Genomic DNA, 18,632 nt, shown 5'->3' with positions numbered 1-18,632 from the left:
GCTACAGCCCCCGGGACTCGATGTGATGGGGGTGAGCGCCAGATGACGGACATGGAGCGGCTGCTCTACGAGGACGAGCAACTCCGCGTCATCCTGCGCGCCACCCGCCCCGTCCCCGCCGTGACGCTCGCCGGCGAGATCGACATCACCAACAGCCACGCCCTGGCGCACACGCTGGAGCTGTCCCGGCAGGGCAGCACCCACATCGACGTCGACACCGGCGCGCTGACCTTCATCGACCTGTCCGGCATCCGCGTGCTCGTGATGCCCACCCTGCCGCCCGCGCAGCGCTGGATCCGGCTGCACAACGTCACGCCGTTCCAGAGAAGGCTGCTGGAGCTGGTGGGCTGGTTCCACGACGCCCACCAGCAGGCGCTCAGCTAGCAGTACGACCGGCCGGCTGGACGACCAGCGCGGCCGAGGTGCCCAGCCCGGTCGGCCCGCTCAGCCGTCCCCGAGGCGGCCGGTGGTGCCGGCGCAGCGACTCCTCGTCGTACCGGAAGCAGTCGCGGTGCCAGACGAGGATGCCCGACATCCAGTTCTCCAGCTCCCGCACGTAGCCGGCGAGCGCCTGCCTGGCCTCCTCGCCGAGGCCGAGGTCGTCGCACAGGACGGGCAGCTCGTGCGCGGCCACGTGCTGGAACTGCCGCATCCGTGACTCCATGAGATCGACGATGATCTTGAGCCCGGTCGGGTGGTCGCAGCCGAAGAAGGACTGCACCACCAGCACACCGTTGTGCACCTCGCCCTCGTACTCGATCTCCTTCTGGTACGAGTAGACGTCGTTGAGCAGGGCGGCGAAGTCCTGGGCCGAGTTCTCCAGCGAGCGCATCGGGCCGCTGTCGTAGACCTCCTGCGGGATCGTGCCGGCGCGGGCCAGCCGGCACAGGGCCATGGTGAGATCCGAGCCGAAGGTCAGCCGGCGCATCTCGACATAGTCGACCGGGTCGGGGATGCGGTTCTCCGCCTGGTTGGCCAGCTCCCACAGCCAGCTCACGGCCATCTTCTCGATCGCCTCGCGGAACGTACGCCGTGCCCGTGGCTCCATCGGCCCGGCCGAGCGGCGCCACAGGTCGGCGAGCGAGCATTCGAGCGGGCTGGCCGGCACGGGGAAGGTGGCGGCGTCGAGCGGCATGAACGCCGACAGCCGGTCCACGGTGGCGCGGGCGGCGGCGAGGTTGCGGGTGCGGCCGAACACCACGGGGAAGAAGTCGTCGCCGTAGGTGCCCCAGGCGAGCCAGGCCGAAGAGATGTCGAGCTCCTCCGGCGAGGCGTCGGGGTGGATGCCCGCCGCGCAGAGCGGCAGGTCGTAGTCGATGAGCTTCGCCTCGTCCCAGACGGCCGAGCCGGTGACGCCCGGCTGGGCTTCGAGGATGCCCATCCGGTGCGCCCAGTCGACCACGTTGCGGCGGGCGGCGTCGAGGTGCGGGGACAGCTTCGGCTCGAAGGGCATGTAGAGCTCCGGCACCTGGGTGGGGCCGACGTGCTGGTGGGGGACGTGCGCGTAGGCGCGGATCCGCTTCGCGCCGAGCAGGTCGACGATCGACTTCGTGCCCAGGGCGGGGGTGGAGCGCGCCTGCTTGTTCATGTAGCGGCTGGAGCGCATGTGCCACTCGTGGCCGCCCGACTGCCAGTCCTGCAGACCCTTGACGTAGGCCAGCACGCCCACGCAGCTGAGCGGGTCCAGGGCGTGCTCGGCGAACAGCGGGCCGAGCTCGGTGAGCGTGGTGTGCTCGAACTGCTGGAGCCGCGAGGTGAGCAGGTCGTTGACGGCGTCGGCGGCCTCCTGGGTGGTGCAGCCGAGGAACGTCTCCAGCACCAGCACACCGTTGCTCAGCTCGCCCTCCTCGCCGGTCTCGCGCTGGTAGGAGAACAGGTCGTTGCGCAGGTGCACCCCGTCGGAGAAGGCGTCACGCAGCACCCGCATCGGCCGCGACCCGGCGATCACGGCCGGCACCTCGGCGCCCACGGCGTGCTCGACCAGGCCCGCCGACCAGGGCGCGCCGCCCACCTTGCGGCGCATCTCGATGTACTCGACCGGGTTCGGCACCCGGCCCGCGTTGATGTTGGACAGCTCCCACAGCGACTCGTTCAGCAGGTTGCGGGTGCTCTCCGCGAAGCGCGCCCGCCAGTCGGCGGACGTGCCGGGCACCGTGCGCGCCCACAGGTCGGCCAGCCCGGCCTCGACCGGGTTGCCCGGCTCGGGCGTCTCCGCGCCCGGCTCCATCGGCATGAACGCGGGCAACCGGTCCAGATAGGCCTTACCGCCCGCACGGTCACCCGGCCGCTTGAACACCTCAAGGAAGTGGTCGTCGAAGAAGAACACCCACACGTACCAGTCCGTGATCAGGCTGAGCTCGGGTCCGTCGCAGTCAGGATGGGTGTACGCGCACAGCAGCGCGTAGTCGTGGGCGTCGAGATCCTTCTCCTCCCAGATGCCGGAGCCCTCCAGCATGCCCATCGCCCGGGCCCACTGCTTGGCATGCGAGCGAGCCTGTTCGACGTGGGGGTTGAGCCGCGCCGGGTACGGCAGGTAGAAGTCAGGCAGTTCGAAGGGCTGCGCCATCGTCACTCCACTCGTGTGGTCAGGGTCATCAGCCGTAGACCTCGACGTCCCCGAGCATCCCGAGCGCGTCGGGGACGAGAACGGCGGCGGAGTAGTAGGCGCTGACGAGGTAGGTGGTGACCGCCCGCTCGTCGATGCCCATCACCCGCACGCTGAGGCCGGGCCGGTACTCGTCGGGGACGCCGGTCTGGTGCAGGCCGACGACCCCCTGATCCTCTTCGCCGGTCCGGAACGCGAGGATCGAGCTGGTGCCCGCCCCGCTCACCGGGATCTTGTCGCAGGGCAGGATGGGCACGCCCCGCCACGCGGTCAGCCTGCGCCCGTCCAGCTCGACGCTGTCCAGATAGACGCCGGAGGCGCTGCACTGCCTGCCGAACGCCGCGATGGCCAGCGGGTGGGCCATCAGGTAGCGGGTCTTCCTCCGGCGGCAGAGCAGGTCGTCCAGGTCGGCCGGGGTGGGCGGCCCGGAGCGCGTGGTCAGCCGCTGCGCCGGGTCGGCGCTGTGCAGCAGCCCGAAGTCGCGGTTGTTGACCAGCTCGCGCTCCTGCGCCTCGCGGACGGCCTCGACGGTCAGCCTGATCTGCTCCTCCGCCTGGTCCATCGGGTCGCTGAACAGGTCGGCGACCCTGGTGTGCACCCGGAGCACCGCCTGGGACGCGCTCAGCTCGTACTCGCGCGGCCCGGGGTCGTAGTCGACGAACGTGCCCGGCAGCACGGGCTCACCCCGGTGGCCGGACGCCAGCGCGATCGTCGCCTCGCCGTGCTTGGTGCTGGGCTCGGCGAGCCGGGCCCGGTGCAGCTCGACCTGCTCGCGCAGCGACGGCGCCCGCTGGGCGAGGTCGCGCAGCGCCTGCCAGGGCAGGGCCAGCACCGTGCAGGTGGTGCCGGCCTCCAGGGTGAACGCCCACCGCGGCGGCGGCTGCGGCAGCTCCGCCCCGACATGGTCGCCCGCCGACAGCCTGGCCCGCACCAGGCTGTCTCCGTACGTGCCCGCCTGCACCTTGGCGGCCCTGCCGTACGCGAGGAGGACGAGCTCGCCGGCCGGCTCGCCCTCCCGCACGATCGCCTCGCCGCGCGCGTACTCACGCTGCTCGAACAGCCCGGCCAGGGTCTCCAGCACGGTACGGTCGCCGTACCCGTGGAGCAGCGGCAGTTCGGTCAGGCTCGGCGGCACCACCCGCAGCCGCGCGCCCGTGTGCGTGAAGCACACGCGCCCGCCGCCGGCGGCGTAGGTGAGCCGGCGGTTCACCCGGTAGGCGCCGGCCGCGAGCTCCACCCACGGCAGCGCGCGCAGCAGCCAGCGCGGGGAGATCTCCCGCATCTGCGGAGCCGTCTTGGTCGTCGTGGCGAGCTTGCGCGCCGCGGCCGGATCGAGGCTCAGCCGCGAACCCCGCTCGTCCAACTCCGTCACCGAAACACCACCAATCCCTGGGAGCGAAATGTTCCGTCAGTCCTCGCGCCCGATCTCCACGTCCTCCAGTACGGCCAGCGCGTCGGGGACGAGCACGGAGACCGAGTAGTAGGCGCTGACCAGGTAGGAGATGACGGCCTTCTCGTTGATGTTCATGAACCGGACCGACAGGCCGGGCTGGTACTCGTCGGGGATGCCGGTCTGGTGCAGGCCGACCACGCCCTGGCTCTCCTGCCCGGTGCGCATGAGCAGGACGGAGCTCATCCGCCGCCCGGAAATGGGGATCTTGTTGCACGGGAAGATCGGCACGCCGCGCCAGGCGGGCACCCGGTGGCCGCTCGCCTCGGCTGCCTGGGGATACAGGCCGCGCTTGCTGCACTCCCTGCCGAAGGCCGCGATGGTCTGCGGGTGCGCCAGGAAGAAGGCCGGGTCCTTCCATACCTTGGCCAGCAGGTCGTCCATGTCGTCAGGGGTGGGCGGGCCGGTGCGGGTGCGGACGCGCTGGCTGAAGTCGGCGTTGTGCAGGAGACCGAAGTCCCGGTTATTGATCATCTCGTCCTCCTGCCGTTCGCGCAGTGCTTCGACGGTCAGGCGGAGCTGCTGGTCGAGCTGGTTCATCGGCTGGTTGTACAGGTCGGTGACCCTGCTGTGGACCCGCAGCACGGTCTGCGCCACGCTCAGCTCGTACTCGCGCGGGCTCAGCTCGTAGTCGACGAACGTGCCGGGCAGCGTGGGCTCGCCGCTGTGGCCCGACGCCATGTCGATGGCGGCCTCGCCGTAGTCGTTGTGCGCCCGCTCACCGCTGGCCTGCCACGCATCCAGGTGCTCGCGCAGGCTCGGCGAGCGGTCCAGCAGCGCCTGGAAGTCCTCGCGGGAGAGAGTCAGCACGGTGGTGGCGGTCTTGGCCCGTGCGGAGAAGCCCCACTGGCCGCCGCCGACGAGCAGTTGCTCGCCGAGATGGTCGCCGTCGGCCAGCATGCCGAGGCTCTGCTGGTCACCGTAGGCGCCGGTGGTCACCTTGGCGACCCGGCCGTGCGCGATCAGCACGAGCTGCTCGATCGGGTCGTCCTCGCGGACGATCTCCTCGCCGGCCTCGACCTCGTGCTGGGCGAAGCGGTAGGCGAGCGACTCCAGGGCCTCGATGTCGCCGAAGCCGCGCAGCATCGGCAGTTCGCAGAGCTCGGCGGGCACGACGCGCACGTCCGCACCGGTGGTGCTGAAGGTGATGCGGCCGTCGCCCAGGGTGTAGGTCAGGCGCCGGTTGACCCGGAAGACGCCACCGGAGGTCTGCACCCACGGCAGCAGCTTCAGCAGCCAGCGGGAGGTGATCTCCTGCATCTGCGGGGCGGTCTTGGTCGTCGTCGCCAGATTTCGCGCGGCGTCGGTGCTCAGGCTGAGCTGCTGGCCGTTGCCCTGAGCGGTCGATTCGGTCGATTCGGTCATCGTGCACCACCGATCATGAAGGGTTGACTACGAACAGTGATAGAAAGTGGCTCTGGGTAATCGATGTTGGGCAGGCTGAAGCGCCGCTCCTGGCTGATCCATGCGGGTCAGCTGTCGCGGTGGGCCAGTTGGGCGGTCAGCGCGGTCAGCGCCGCTCGGGCATCGGGCGCGATCGGGGCGGCGTCGAGGGCCTTGACCGCCTCGCTCGCCCGCTCCTCGATCATGGACTCCACCCGGTCGATCGCGCCGGTGCCGACCAGGATCCGGCGCAGTTCGGCGGCGTGGTCCTCGGTCAGCTCGGGATTGCCGTGCCAGGTGCGCAGGTAGGCCAGCTGCGCGGGCGTGGCCCGCTCCACCGCCTGCGCGAACAGGACGGTCTGCTTGCCCTCGCGCAGGTCGTCCAGCGCGGACTTGCCGGTCTCTCCCGAGGAGCCGAAGGTGCCGAGCACGTCGTCGCGGAGCTGGAAGGCCTCGCCCAGCGGCAGCCCGAACTCCGAGTAGGAGCGCAGCAGCTCGGGGGACGCCCCGGCCAGCGCGCCGCCGATCTGCAACGGGCGCTCCACGGTGTACTTGGCCGTCTTGTAGCGGATCGTCGTCAGCGCCTGGTCCACGCTGGCCCCGGCGCGCAACTGGGCGAGGATGTCCAGATACTGGCCGCTGATGACCTCGGCGCGCATGGCGTCGAACAGGTGGTGCGCCGCGCGCAGGCGGGCCGGCTCGATCCCGCACGAGGACAGCAGCGCGTCGGACCAGGCCAGGCTGAGCGTGCCCAGCAGAATGCCGCCGGCCTGCCCGAACGCGTCGGCGCCCGGCCCGGCGTGCAGATGGGCGAGGCTGCGGTGCACGGTGGACCGGCCCCGGCGCAGCTCGCTGCCGTCCATGATGTCGTCGTGGATCAGCAGGCCCGCGTGACAGAGCTCAAGTGCCGCGGCGGCGCTGATGATCTCCTCGCAGTCCTCGCCGCCGGCTCCCCGCCAACCCCAGTAGCACAACTGCGGCCGGATGCGTTTGCCGCCCGTGAGGATGAAGTCGACGAGCAGCTGGTAGGCGGCCACCACGTCCGGGTCGGCCACCGGAGCCCGCCAGCCGTCGAGAAAGTCGGCCAGGCGGTCGTCCACGCGCGGTCCCAGGAGGTTGGGGGTAAAGCTCACCGTCATGAGCCGGCTCCTTCTGTCGAGCGTCATCACCAGTAGTTACTCATTCAATACGGAGGGTGTAAAGCCGATTGGGAGATCAGAGTTTTTCTCGCACCTGCCGAGACCCGCCCATGACCGTTCACGGTGCGACCGGTTCGTTTGATGGCAGGTGTGTGGGTATGCGAAAGCCAGTCCCCTCAGTTGGGAGAAAGCCATGAAGGCCGTCACCTGGCACGGCAAGCGCGACGTCCGGGTCGAAGAGGTCCCCGACCCGCAGATCAAGGAGCCGAACGACGCGGTCATCAAGGTGACCAGCAGCGGCATCTGCGGCTCCGACCTCCACCTGTACGAGGTCCTCGGGCCGTTCATGACCGAGGGCGACATCCTCGGCCACGAGCCCATGGGCGTCGTCGAGGAGGTCGGCGCCGAGATCACCAACCTGAAGCCCGGCGACCGGGTCGTGATCCCGTTCAACATCTCCTGCGGCCACTGCCACATGTGCGGGATGGAGCTCTACGCCCAGTGCGAGACCACCCAGGTGCGCGAGCACGACATGGGGGCCGCGCTGTTCGGCTACACCAAGCTGTACGGCCAGGTGCCGGGCGGCCAGGCCGAGTACCTGCGCGTCCCGCAGGCCCAGTTCGGCCCGATCAAGGTCCCCGACGGCCCGCCCGACGAGCGGTTCGTCTACCTGTCGGACGTGCTGCCCACGTCCTGGCAGGCCGTCCGGTACGCCCACCTGCCCGAAGGCGGCAGCGTCGCGGTCTTCGGGCTCGGCGCCATCGGCCAGATGTGCGCGCGCATCGCCGGCTACCTCGGCCACCGCGTCATCGGCGTCGACGGCGTGCCGGAACGGCTGGAGATGGCCCGCCGCCACGGCGTCGAGGTCGTCGACGCGAGCGACGTCCACGACGTGCCCGAGGCGATCCGGCAGCTCACCGCCGGGCGCGGCACCGACTCCGTCATCGACGCCGTCGGCATGGAGGCGCACGGCTCACGAGGCGCCAAGCTCGCCCAGACCCTCACCGGCCTGCTGCCCGACGCCCTCGCCGCGCCGCTCATGACCCACGCGGGCGTCGATCGCCTCGCGGCGCTCAACCAGGCCATCGAGTCCGTACGGCGCGGCGGCGTGATCTCCGTCATCGGCGTCTACGGCGGCATGACCGACCCGATGCCGATGCTGCGCCTGTTCGACAAGGGCATCACGCTGCGGATGGGCCAGGCGCACGTCCGGCGCTGGGTCGGCGCCCTGATGCCGTTGGTCACCGACGACTCCGACCCGCTCGGCGTGATGGACCTGGCGACCCACCGGCTGCCGCTGGAGGAGGCGCCGCACGCGTACGAGATGTTCCAGAAGAAGGCGAATGGTGCCGTCAAAGTGCTGCTGAGACCATGAACTTCGCAGCTCAGGCGGTTTCGCGGGCCTCAGCCGGGGCAGCCCCTGCCGCATGAGAGTCGTGGTGGTGGGAGCGACGGGGAACGTCGGGACGAGCGTGGTGCGGGCGCTGGAGGCCGACGAGAGCGTGACGTCCATCGCCGGCGTCGCCCGGCGGCTGCCCGGCCTGAAGTCCGGCCGGACCGTGTGGCACCGGGCCGACGTGGTCACCGGTGACCTGCCGCAGATCTTCGACGGCGCCGACGTGGTGGTGCACCTGGCCTGGCTGTTCCAGCCGACCAGGAACGCCACGGTCACCTGGCGGGCCAACGTGCTGGGCAGCATGCGGGTCTTCCAGGCGGTGGCCGATTCGGGCGTGCCCGCCCTGGTGTACGCCTCCTCCGTCGGCGCGTACTCCCCCCGGCCCAAGGACGAGCCGGTGGACGAGAGCTGGCCCACCCATGGCTACCCCGGCGCCGCCTACGGGCGGGAGAAGGCCTACGTCGAGCGGGTGCTCGACGTGTTCGAGAACGACAATCCCGGCATCCGGGTGGTCCGGATGCGGCCGGGCTTCATCTTCAAGCGCGAGGCGGCCACCGAGCAACGCAGGCTGTTCGCCGGGCCGCTGCTGCCGCGCAGGCTGGTCAAGGCGGGCACCATCCCGTTCGTGCCGGACATCCCCGGGCTCAGGCTGCAGGTCCTGCACGCCGACGACGCCGCCGAGGCCTACCGGCTGGCCGTGGTGAAGCCCGTCAGCGGGGCCTTCAACCTGGCCGCCGACCCGGTGCTCGACCCGCCGGCGCTCGCCGAGCTGCTCGGCGCGCGGACCGTGCCGGTCTCGCCGGGGCTGGCGCGTGCCGCCGTGGCCGCGGGCTGGCACCTCCGGCTGGTGCCCGCCGCGCCGGGCCTGCTGGAGCTGGCCCTGCAGATCCCGCTGATGAAGATGGACCGGGCCCGTGAGGTGCTCGGCTGGACGCCCGCGTACTCGTCCGTCGACGCCGTCCGGGCGATGCTGGAGGGCATGCATGACGGCGCCGGGATGGACACCGCGCCGCTCGCCCCCGACTCCGCCCGGGGCCGCCTGAGTGAGCTCGCCACCGGCGCGGGCGCCCGCTCCACGTCCGAGGGATGACATGGCCGGACTTTTTCCCGATATTTGTGGCTATTTCTGGCAGATGGTGTAAGGGCTGGCCCGCGGGGCAGGACTAGAACCACGTGAGGTCCAGAAGCGCGGCCTGCGTGTCAATCACGACACGGAGGTCACCCATGGATCCATCGAAGCCGCGTCGGCCGGCTCCCTCCCGCCGAGCGAACCCCGCTGACCCTCCGTTCGAAGGCGCCGGAGACCGCCCTTCGACTTCCATCCGTCGGCGTGACCAGACAGGTGATCAAGCAATCGCGAGGAGCCTGCCATGAGTACGTTACTGACCGAGCCCTTCACCATCCAGGAGATCACCCCCCTGCGCCATGACGTCGCGCGGCACGCCTCGGCCTCCGGCCTGGCGGGTGCGCGGCTTGAGGACTTCGTGCTGGCCGTCCACGAGGGCATCGTCAACGCCGTCGAGCACGGCGGCGGGCACGGCCACCTCAAGATGTGGAGCGCCGACGGCCTGCTCCGGGTCGAGATCGTCGACCACGGGCCCGGCATCCCGCCCGGCTATCTCAACGGCCACGGGCAGCCGTCGGACACGGCGTTCACGGGCAGGGGGATCTATCTGATCCGCCGGTTCTGTGACGGCGTCGACCTGCGCACCGGGCCCGCCGGCACCACCGTCCAGATCACCATGCGCCTGCCGCGGCACGCGCCCCGGCACGCCTCGCCGATGAAGCGCGTCCGGGTCGCGGCGAACGGGAACCACCGGCACGCGGGGCACTTCACCGCCTGACGGGGGAGCCGACGGCCGGGCGGGTAGGCTCGCTCATGATGGCTGGAGCGTGGCCGGGCTTTGGAGGATGGGTGCCATGAGTGGTGGAGCCGGCACAACGTTCTCCCCCCTGACGGAGATCATCGAGCCCGTGCGGCGGATCGGGCGGCGCGAGTTCGACTTCCGCCGCCAGGTGGCGATCATGGCGATCGTCAACCGTACGCCCAACTCCTTCCACGACCAGGGCCGCACCTTCGAGCTTGAGCGGGCCGTCGAGGCGGCGGGGCGGGCCGTGGACGCCGGAGCCGACTGGGTGGACATCGGCGGGTTCGCCTTCAGCGCGGCGCAGGCCGAGATCGGCCCCGAGGAGGAGATCGACCGGGTGGCGCCCGTCATCTCCGAGGTCCGCCGGATCACCGACGCGGTGATCAGCGTGGACACGCACCGGGCCGCCGTGGCGGAGGCCGCGCTGGCGGCCGGCGCCGACGTGATCAACGACACCAACGGGCTGCGGGAGCCCGGCCTCGCGGAGGTCGCGGCGCGGACCGGCGCCACGGTCGTGGTCACGCACAGCCTCGGCGGGCCCGGCAGGCGGGTGATGCGGCCCGACTACGCCGACATCGTGCCCGACGTGACGGCCTATCTGCGCGAGCGGGTCAGGGTCGCCCTGGAGGCGGGGATCGCGCCCGACCGGATCATCATCGATCCCGGACACGACCTCAACAAGAACACCTACCACTCGCTGGAGCTGATGAGGCGGCTGGAGGAGATCACCGCGATCGGCTATCCGACGCTGGTGGCGCTGTCCAACAAGGACTTCATCGGCGAGACCCTGGACCGCCCGCAGGGCGAGCGGACCGAGGGGACGATCGCGGCCAACGTCATGGCGATCCTGCGCGGGGCGCGGATCGTCCGCGTGCACGACGTGCCCGCCACGGTGGCGGCCGTGCGGATGACCGAGGCGATGCTCGGGTGGCGGGCGCCGGTGGCGCCCAAGCACAACCTGGCCTGAAGGGGGAGGCGCGCGTGACCGAGCGCAAACCACTGGGAATGCCGTTCGAGACCTGGGTGGACCGGCAGATTCGCGAAGCCGAGGAGCGGGGCGAGTTCGACGACCTGCCCGGCAAGGGCAAGCCGATCCCCGACCTGGACAAGGTCGGGGACGACCTGTGGTGGGTGAAGCAGAAGCTGCGCGCCGAGGGGCTGTCCATGCCGCTGCCGCCGACGCTGGCGTTGCGCAAGGAGGCCGAGGAGTCCCTTGAGGCCGCCGCCAAGGCCAGGTCCGAGGGCGAGGTACGGCTGATCGTCAACGAGATCAACGACAAGATCCGTGCGGCCATCAGGACCGGACTGTCGGGCCCGCCGCTGAACCTGATGCCCTACGACGTGGAGCGGATCGTCTCCGAGTGGCGGGCGGGGCGTTGAGACAGAGCTGTTGAGACAGGGCTGTTGAGACAGGGCTCGGGCCGGGTGCAGGTCCGGCGGCCCGAGCCCTGTGATCTAGATCAGGAGAGCGGCGGGTAGGCGTTGCTCACGAGCTCCCTGAACTGGGCGGAGAACCACCGGCCGGAGATCGGCGCGTTGGGCAGCGCCCCGGACATGTTGTTGCCGTTGAGGTCGTTGCCGGTGTAAGTGGGGTCGCACATCCGGTCGAACCTCTTGCCCTCGTCGTTGTCGATCTCCTCGCTGGAACCGTCCGACTCGCCCGGCGGCTTGATCCAGACGTAGGCGTCGAAGCCGCTCGCGGGGCTGGCCTGCGGCCTGGCGCCGATGCCCGCGCCGCTCTGGTTGCACCAGTTGCCGGCGTGGATGCGGCGGTCGACGCGCGAGTCGTCCACGAACGTGTTCACGTTGGTCGAGGTGCTCGGGCCGCTCGGGCGGTCGGCGCCGCCCCAGCCGTTGCGCGAGGTGTCGATGAGCATGCCCAGCCCCTGCTGGAAGCCCTTGGCGATCAGGGCGTTGCGCAACGCGGTGGCGAAGGTCTGCTCGTCGATGTAGAAGTTCCAGTCCACCCAGTCGGACTGGCGCACCGAGGTGCCGTTGACATTGGTGTTGACGGTGAAGTGGGGCTCGACGGCGGCCGAGTAGTTGGCGGTGTTGACGATGAAGCCGTCCACGCTGGCCACGCCCGCCGTGGTGCCGGCGACGGTGGAGTGGAACAGGTCGACCGAGGGCTGGAAGTTCGAGTCCCAGCCCAGCCAGGCGTGGTGGGCGGCGTCGACGTAGGTGTAGACGTTGGTGATCGCGTGCAGCTTGTCGAGCGCGTAGCGGACGCCGTCGACGTAGCCGCCGGGGCCGTTCGCCTCACGGCAGTCCGCGAAGCTGTCGATGTTGGTGACCAGGTTCGGCAGGGAGTCGGGCTCGATGATGGTGACGATGCGCAGGTTGGCGTACTGCGGGTCGTCGAGGAGGCCGGCGATCGGGTCGATGTACTCCGTCTTGTAGCGGTTGAAGCCGTTCTCGGCGATGCGCAGCTCGCCGTTGGAGGCCAGGGCGGAGCAGTCCCGGTTCGGCAGGTTGTAGATGACGACCTGGATGGTCAGCGGTGAGGCGCCGTTGGCGGCGTCCTGCCGTACGGCCTCGTCCAGGTGCTCGCGCAGGCTCATCGCGCTCGCGGAGCCGGCGATGGCGGCGATGCGGTCCATCCACACGGCGGTGGAGGTGTTGGCGATGGCGGCGCCGCCCGGCTCGGCGGCGGCCCTGGCCGACCAGTTCGGGTTGACGTAGCCGGTGGCTCCGGCGTACGGGTTCGCGACGTGCACGGGGGTGGTGCCGTCGTCGTCGGCCTCGGTGGCGGTGACCGTACGGGAGGTCAGGCCGGTGGCCGCGACGGTGAAGGCACGGGTGCCGGCGGTGGTGTCGGAGTCCTGGGCGGCGGCCAGGGTGACGGTCTGCGGGGTGTTCCAGTTGGCGGTGGTGAAGGTGAGCGAGGCGCCGGAGCTGACGGTCAGGTCGGCGTCGCCGCTGCCCGCGCTCGACGTGACGGTCACGTTCGAGGAGGGCTGCGTGGCCAGGCGCACGGTGTAGGTGGCGCCGGCGCCTTCGGGCACGGTCACCGACGTCGGGGTGACGACCAGCGACTGCTCCTGGACGGCGTCGTCGTCGACCTCGGTGCCGTTGACGGTGGCGGAGGTGACGCCGGTCCCGCCGACGGTGAAGGCGGCGGTGCCCGAGGTGGTGTCGGAGTCCTGGGCGGCGGCCAGGGTGACGGTCTGCGGGGTGTTCCAGTTGGCGGTGGTGAAGGTGAGCGAGGCGCCGGAGCTGACGGTCAGGTCGGCGTCGCCGCTGGTGCGCGAGGTGCTGACGGTCACGTCGGCGGCCGGGGCCGACGACAGCCGGGCGGTGAAGGTGGCGGTGCCGCCCTCGTTGACGGCGACGGAGCTGGCGGAGGTGACGACCGACGGGGTCTCGCCGCCGGGGCCGCCGCAGGTGGTGCCGTTCACGCTGTAGGAGGCGGGGTTCGGGTTGGTGCCGGACCAGGTGCCGTTGAAGCCGACCGTGACGCTGGCGCCGGTGGCGAGCGCGCCGTTGTAGGGCATGTTCGTACCGGTCACGCGGGTGCCCGACTGGCTCCAGTTCGCGCCCCAGCCGCTCGGCGTGTACCTCTGCGTAGTGGTGGGGAAGTCGAAGGCCAGCGTCCAGGCGGTGAGCGGGTCGCCGAGGTTCTTCAGGGTGAGGTTCGCGGTGAAGCCGCCCTGTCCTGGACTCGATGTCCACGTGTTGGGGGTGTACACGACGTCACAGGCGACCGCGGCGTGGGCCGCGGTGGTCTGCCCGGCGATGAGGCCGGCCGCCGCGACGCAGGTCGCGGTGGCCGTCACGGCCCATCTCCGGAGGGCGCGTGGGATTTTCACGAGTCATCATCTCCAGCAGGTACAGAGGCTGACTTGGGAGCGCTCCCATAGTGAGCTGGACTCGGAAAGGTGTACAGCGAACGCCGGGAGCCGCTCCCCGCACCGGCCCGCACGCTCGCCGAATGCTCCCGAACCCGGTTGAAACTTTCATGCCGCGCTGCCGGGTGCTGCCAGGTGGGAGGAAGCGCGACGGTTCCGCGGCGGCCGATTCTTTGACATCCGGAGCCGGGCCCAACACACAATCGCCATGGGAGCGCTCCCACCCCCTACTCCCATGGAGAGACCGTGACCCACAGACCCCGATCCATGTTCGCCCGAGCGGTCAGGCGGCTCGCCGGGGCCGCGACCCTGGTCCTCGTCGCGAGCACCACGACCGTGCTGGCCCAGGCCCCCGCCGGCGCGGCCGTCGCCTGCGAGGTGACCTACGCCTCCAACGACTGGACCAGCGGCTCGAACCAGGGCGGCTTCACCGCCAACCTCGCCGTCAAGAACCTCGGCGACCCGCTCAACGGCTGGACGCTGACCTTCGACTTCCCCACCACCACACAGAGGTACACGCCCAGCGGCTGGGGCGCGAACTGGAGCCAGTCGGGCACCCGGGTCACGGCCGGGAACATGCCCTGGAACGGCGCGCTCGCCACCGGGGCCAGCGCCTCGATCGGCTTCAACGGCACCTGGTCGGGCAGCAACCCCCCGCCCACCTCGTTCGCCATCAACGGCACCACCTGCGGCGGCACGGACGTCAACGAGCCTCCGACGGTCTCGCTGACCTCACCGGCCGCCGGCCAGACCTTCACCGCCCCGGCCACCGTGCCGATCGCCGCGACCGCCGCCGACCAGGACGGCACGGTCACCAAGGTCGACTTCTACCAGGGCTCGACACTGCTCGGCACCGACACCACCTCGCCGTACGCCTACAGCTGGCAGAACGTGGCGGCCGGGAACTACTCGATCACCGCCAGGGCGACCGACGACGCGGGTGAGACCACCACGTCGTCCCCGGTCGGGATCACGGTCTCCACCGACAGCACCCCGGTGCTCGTGGTGAGCCCGCTGAGCCTGGCCGTGCCCGAGACGGGTGACGCCTCCTTCGGCATCCGGCTGTCCAGGGCGCCCACCGCGAACGTGACCGTCAGCACCGCGCGGGCCAGCGGCGACGCCGACCTGACCGTCAGCTCCGGCGCGACGCGCACCTTCACCCCGGCGAACTGGAACACCGCCCAGAACGTGACGATCGCCGCCGCCGACGACGCCGACGACACCAGCGGCTCGGCCGTCTTCAGGGTGACCGCGACCGGCTACAGCCCGGTCGACGTCGCCGTGACCGAGGCCGACAACGACACGCCGGGCGGCGGCGACAACGAGTACATCGAGCGGTTCACCGAGCTCTACAACGAACTGCACGACCCCGCCAACGGCTACTTCTCGCCCGAGGGCGTGCCGTACCACTCGGTGGAGACGTTCATGGTCGAGGCGCCCGACCACGGGCACGAGACCACGTCCGAGGCCTACAGCTACTACCTGTGGCTGGAGGCCGTCTACGGGCAGGTCACCGGTGACTGGTCGAAGTTCAACGCCGCCTGGGACTCGATGGAGACCTACATCATCCCGGCCACGGCCGACCAGCCGACCAACTCCTTCTACGACCCGGCCAAGCCGGCCACGTACGCGGCCGAGCACCTGGAGATCTCCAACTACCCGACGGCGATCGACAGCAGCGTCAGCGTGGGCTCCGACCCGATCGCGGGCGAGCTGCAGAGCGCCTACGGCACCGAGGACATCTACGGCATGCACTGGCTGCTGGACGTCGACAACACCTACGGCTTCGGCCGCTGCGGCGACGGCACCACCAGGCCCGCCTACATCAACACCTACCAGCGCGGCCCGGAGGAGTCGGTCTTCGAGACGCTCCCGCAGCCGTCCTGCGACACCTTCGAGCACGGCGGCACGAACGGCTTCCTCGACCTGTTCATCGAGGACAGTGCGTACGCCAAGCAGTGGAAGTACACCAACGCCCCCGACGCCGACGCCCGCGCGGTGCAGGTGGCGTACTGGGCGCAGACCTGGGCCGAGGCGCAGGGCAAGGAATCGGACATCTCCGCGACCGTGGCCAAGGCCGCGAAGATGGGCGACTACCTGCGCTACTCGATGTACGACAAGTACTTCAAGCAGCCCGGCTGCACCAGCCCGTCGTGCCCGGCGGGCACCGGCAAGAACTCCTCCAACTACCTGCTGTCCTGGTACTACGCGTGGGGCGGCGCGACCGACGCCAACGCCGGCTGGGCCTGGCGGATCGGCTCCAGCCACAACCACGCCGGCTACCAGAACCCGTTCGCGGCCTGGGCGCTGGCGAACGTCTCCGAGCTGCGGCCGTTGAGCAGCACCGGCGCCCAGGACTGGAGCACCAGCCTGACCCGGCAGCTGCAGTTCTACACCTGGCTGCAGTCGGCGGAAGGCGCCATCGCGGGCGGCGCGACCAACAGCTGGGAGGGCCACTACGCCACCCCGCCGAGCGGGCTGCCCAAGTTCCACGGCATGGCCTACGACTGGCAGCCGGTCTACCACGACCCGCCGTCCAACCAGTGGTTCGGCTTCCAGGCGTGGACGATGGAGCGGGTGGCCGAGCTCTACAACGTCACCGGCAACGCCGACGCCAAGGCGCTGCTCGACAAGTGGGTGGCGTGGGCCATGGACAACACCACGATCAACGCCGACGGCAGCTACCAGATCCCGTCCACGCTGCGCTGGACCGGCCAGCCGGCCGGGAACTTCAACGCCACCAGCGGCATGCCGCCGGCCAACCCCGGCCTGCACGTCGAGGTCCTGGACCACACCCAGGACGTGGGCGTGGCCGGTTCGTACGCCAAGGTGCTGATGTACTACGCGGCCCGCGCGCAGGACGCCGAGGCGCAGGCCATGGCCAAGGCGCTGCTGGACGGCGTCTGGGACAACCGTGACGACAAGGGCGTCTCGGTGGAGGAGACCAAGGCCGACTACCGGCGCGTCGACGACCCCGTCTACGTGCCGCCGGGCTGGACCGGGACCATGCCGAACGGCGACCCGATCAACCAGGACTCCACGTTCCTGTCGATCAGGTCCTTCTACGAGGACGACCCCGACTGGCCGAAGGTCGAGGCGTTCCTCGACGGCAGCGGGCCGGCGCCGGTCTTCAATTACCACCGCTTCTGGGCGCAGGTCGACGTGGCGGTCGCCCTGGCCGAGTACGGGCGGCTCTTCCCCTGATCGGCCGCACCCGATAGCCCCCGCCCCGCCGTCCCCCCACGGCGGGGCGGGTCCTCCCCGCGAAAGGCAGCACATGAGAACCCGACTCGCCGCGATGGCGGCGCTCCTGCTCCTACCGCTCGGCCCCTTACCGGTCGCCCTGGCCGCCGCCCCCGCGCACGCCGCGCACACCGTCCCCGCGCATACCGTCCTCGCGCACACCACCCCCGCGTACGCCGCCACCGGCCTGCATGTCAGTGGCGACGACATCGTCGAGGCCGGCGGTCAGCCCTTCGTCATCCGCGGCACCAGCCACGCCCACACCTGGTATCCGAGGGAGACGCAGTCGTTCGCGGGCATCAAGTCGCTCGGCGCCAACGCCGTGCGGGTGGTGCTCAGCGGCGGCCGCTGGACCGCCAACGACACCGCCGACGTGGCCGAGGTCGTCTCCCTGTGCAAGCAGAACAGGCTGATCTGCGTCCTGGAGAACCACGACACCACCGGGTACGGCGAGCAGGACGGCGCCTACACCCTGGACCAGGCCGCCGACTACTGGATCAGCGTCAAGAGCGCGCTGGCCGGCCAGGAAGACCACGTCATCGTCAACATCGGCAACGAGCCCATCGGCAACAACGCCGTCACCCCCGGCTGGGCCGCCGCCACCACGGCCGCGATCAGGAAGCTGCGCGACAACGGCTTCGACCACGCGCTCATGGTGGACGCGCCCAATTGGGGCCAGGACTGGTCCTTCACCATGCGCGACAGCGCCAGGTCCGTCTTCGACAGCGACCCCGACCGCAACACGATCTTCTCCGTCCACATGTACGGGGTCTTCGACACGGCGGCGGAGGTCATCTCCTACATGGACGCGTTCAGGACCGCCGGGCTGCCGCTGGTCGTGGGCGAGTTCGGGCACGACCACTCCGACGGGAACCCCGACGAGGGCACGATCATGGCGCAGGCCGTGAGCCGGGGGATCGGCTACCTCGGCTGGTCCTGGAGCGGCAACAGCGGCGGCGTGGAGTATCTGGACCAGGTCACCGACTTCGACGCGGCCCGGCTCACCTCGTGGGGCGAGCGGCTCTTCAACGGCGCCGACGGCATCGCCGCGACCGCCCGCGAGGCGGCCGTCTACGGCGGTGGCGGCGACCCCGACGACATCACCCCGCCCACCACCCCCGGCACTCCGGCGGCCTCCGGCGTCACCGCGACGGGAGCCACCCTCAGCTGGGCCGCCTCGACCGACGACGTGGGCGTCACCGGCTACGAGGTCTACCGCTCTCCCGGCACTTTGATCGGCCGGTCGGCGACCACCTCGATCACCCTGACCGGCCTGACCCCCGCCACCGCCCACGAGGTCCACGTCCGGGCCGCCGACGCCGCCGGCAACCGGTCGGACCCGTCGCCGAGCGTCTCCTTCACCACGCTCCCCGGCGGCGGTGACGGCGGGGACTGCTCGGCGACGGCCACCGTGCAGTCCCAGTGGAGCACCGGGTACGTCGCCCAGCCGGTGACCGTGACCAACACCGGCTCGGCGGCCACGACCGGCTGGACGGTCACCTTCACCCTGCCCGCCGGGCACACGATCACGGGCTCCTGGAACGCCGAGGTGACGGTCGCCGGGCAGACGGTCACGGCCTCGAACCTGCCCTACAACGGCGGACTCGGGCCGGACGAGAGCACGTCCTTCGGCTTCCAGGCCGCCCGCCCGAGCGGCCAGACGAGCGTGCCGTCCGGCTACACCTGCGCCACCTGATCAC

The 18,632-nt window shown here is 70.7% G+C and carries 13 protein-coding genes; 8 read left to right on the top strand and 5 right to left on the bottom strand.

Annotated features, from left to right (window positions below):
• Positions 1-42 precede the first annotated feature (42 nt).
• A complete protein-coding gene (locus ACTMTF_RS38780) occupies positions 43-384 on the top strand; it encodes an STAS domain-containing protein (protein WP_397007806.1) in 342 nt (113 codons plus the stop codon).
• On the opposite strand, the gene ACTMTF_RS38775 is transcribed toward ACTMTF_RS38780, so the two are convergent.
• From ACTMTF_RS38775 to ACTMTF_RS38760, 4 genes are all read right to left on the bottom strand, one after another.
• The gene (locus tag ACTMTF_RS38775) at positions 377-2,566 is read right to left on the bottom strand and encodes a terpene synthase family protein (RefSeq protein ID WP_441115119.1); all 2,190 of its coding nucleotides are present in this window, start codon (positions 2,564-2,566) and stop codon (positions 377-379) included. The two genes, ACTMTF_RS38780 and ACTMTF_RS38775, sit on opposite strands and share 8 nt — an antisense overlap.
• Before the next feature lie 28 nt (positions 2,567-2,594).
• Positions 2,595-3,977, bottom strand: coding sequence for a family 2B encapsulin nanocompartment shell protein (locus ACTMTF_RS38770; protein WP_441115118.1), 1,383 nt, complete (start codon positions 3,975-3,977; stop codon positions 2,595-2,597).
• Positions 3,978-4,013: 36 nt separating this feature from the next.
• Positions 4,014-5,420, bottom strand: a complete 1,407-nt coding sequence (locus ACTMTF_RS38765) for a family 2B encapsulin nanocompartment shell protein (RefSeq protein ID WP_441115117.1) — start codon at positions 5,418-5,420, stop codon at positions 4,014-4,016.
• A 107-nt stretch (positions 5,421-5,527) separates the two neighbouring features.
• Complete coding sequence (locus ACTMTF_RS38760) at positions 5,528-6,577, bottom strand: polyprenyl synthetase family protein (protein WP_441115116.1); 1,050 nt, start codon at positions 6,575-6,577, stop codon at positions 5,528-5,530.
• Positions 6,578-6,770: 193 nt separating this feature from the next.
• On the opposite strand from ACTMTF_RS38760, the gene ACTMTF_RS38755 reads away from it, so the two are divergent.
• From ACTMTF_RS38755 to ACTMTF_RS38735, 5 genes are all read left to right on the top strand, one after another.
• A complete protein-coding gene (locus tag ACTMTF_RS38755) occupies positions 6,771-7,952 on the top strand; it encodes a zinc-dependent alcohol dehydrogenase (RefSeq protein WP_441115115.1) in 1,182 nt (393 codons plus the stop codon).
• Positions 7,953-8,004: 52 nt separating this feature from the next.
• The gene (locus ACTMTF_RS38750) at positions 8,005-9,063 is read left to right on the top strand and encodes an NAD-dependent epimerase/dehydratase family protein (protein WP_397007794.1); all 1,059 of its coding nucleotides are present in this window, start codon (positions 8,005-8,007) and stop codon (positions 9,061-9,063) included.
• A 280-nt stretch (positions 9,064-9,343) separates the two neighbouring features.
• Positions 9,344-9,817 carry an ATP-binding protein gene (locus ACTMTF_RS38745; RefSeq protein ID WP_441115114.1) on the top strand — a complete coding sequence of 158 codons (474 nt, stop codon included), beginning with the start codon at positions 9,344-9,346 and terminating at the stop codon, positions 9,815-9,817.
• Between the two features lie 76 nt (positions 9,818-9,893).
• Positions 9,894-10,808: a dihydropteroate synthase gene (folP, locus tag ACTMTF_RS38740; protein WP_441115113.1), complete on the top strand. Its 915-nt coding sequence runs from the start codon at positions 9,894-9,896 to the stop codon at positions 10,806-10,808.
• 14 nt (positions 10,809-10,822) lie between these two features.
• Positions 10,823-11,221, top strand: a complete 399-nt coding sequence (locus tag ACTMTF_RS38735; protein WP_397007788.1) for a DUF1992 domain-containing protein — start codon at positions 10,823-10,825, stop codon at positions 11,219-11,221.
• A gap of 80 nt (positions 11,222-11,301) precedes the next feature.
• Here ACTMTF_RS38735 and ACTMTF_RS38730 read toward each other — a convergent pair whose 3' ends face one another.
• Positions 11,302-13,617, bottom strand: coding sequence for a glycoside hydrolase family 6 protein (locus ACTMTF_RS38730; RefSeq protein WP_441115112.1), 2,316 nt, complete (start codon positions 13,615-13,617; stop codon positions 11,302-11,304).
• Positions 13,618-13,956: 339 nt separating this feature from the next.
• On the opposite strand from ACTMTF_RS38730, the gene ACTMTF_RS38725 reads away from it, so the two are divergent.
• A complete protein-coding gene (locus ACTMTF_RS38725) occupies positions 13,957-16,893 on the top strand; it encodes a glycoside hydrolase family 48 protein (RefSeq protein WP_441115194.1) in 2,937 nt (978 codons plus the stop codon).
• Positions 16,894-16,966: 73 nt separating this feature from the next.
• Positions 16,967-18,628 (top strand): cellulase family glycosylhydrolase, encoded by a 1,662-nt coding sequence (locus ACTMTF_RS38720; protein WP_441115111.1) that lies wholly within the window; start codon positions 16,967-16,969, stop codon positions 18,626-18,628.
• Positions 18,629-18,632 lie beyond the last annotated feature (4 nt).

The organism is Nonomuraea sp. ZG12 (assembly GCF_052068115.1).
Taxonomy (GTDB): domain Bacteria; phylum Actinomycetota; class Actinomycetes; order Streptosporangiales; family Streptosporangiaceae; genus Nonomuraea.
The sequence above is the reverse complement of the archived record's forward strand: the minus strand, read 5'-3'. Positions and strand labels throughout refer to the sequence as shown.

What these genes read in the sequence shown, in the direction of transcription:
- folP (WP_441115113.1), top strand. Translation starts at nt 9,894, where the DNA reads ATGAGTGGTGGAGCCGGCACAACGTTCTCCCCCCTGACGGAGATCATC.
- ACTMTF_RS38780 (WP_397007806.1), top strand. Translation starts at nt 43, where the DNA reads ATGACGGACATGGAGCGGCTGCTCTACGAGGACGAGCAACTCCGCGTC.
- ACTMTF_RS38755 (WP_441115115.1), top strand. Translation starts at nt 6,771, where the DNA reads ATGAAGGCCGTCACCTGGCACGGCAAGCGCGACGTCCGGGTCGAAGAG.
- ACTMTF_RS38725 (WP_441115194.1), top strand. Translation starts at nt 13,957, where the DNA reads ATGTTCGCCCGAGCGGTCAGGCGGCTCGCCGGGGCCGCGACCCTGGTC.
- ACTMTF_RS38745 (WP_441115114.1), top strand. Translation starts at nt 9,344, where the DNA reads ATGAGTACGTTACTGACCGAGCCCTTCACCATCCAGGAGATCACCCCC.
- ACTMTF_RS38750 (WP_397007794.1), top strand. Translation starts at nt 8,005, where the DNA reads ATGAGAGTCGTGGTGGTGGGAGCGACGGGGAACGTCGGGACGAGCGTG.
- ACTMTF_RS38760 (WP_441115116.1), bottom strand. Translation starts at nt 6,577, where the DNA reads ATGACGGTGAGCTTTACCCCCAACCTCCTGGGACCGCGCGTGGACGAC.
- ACTMTF_RS38765 (WP_441115117.1), bottom strand. Translation starts at nt 5,420, where the DNA reads ATGACCGAATCGACCGAATCGACCGCTCAGGGCAACGGCCAGCAGCTC.
- ACTMTF_RS38775 (WP_441115119.1), bottom strand. Translation starts at nt 2,566, where the DNA reads ATGGCGCAGCCCTTCGAACTGCCTGACTTCTACCTGCCGTACCCGGCG.
- ACTMTF_RS38720 (WP_441115111.1), top strand. Translation starts at nt 16,967, where the DNA reads ATGAGAACCCGACTCGCCGCGATGGCGGCGCTCCTGCTCCTACCGCTC.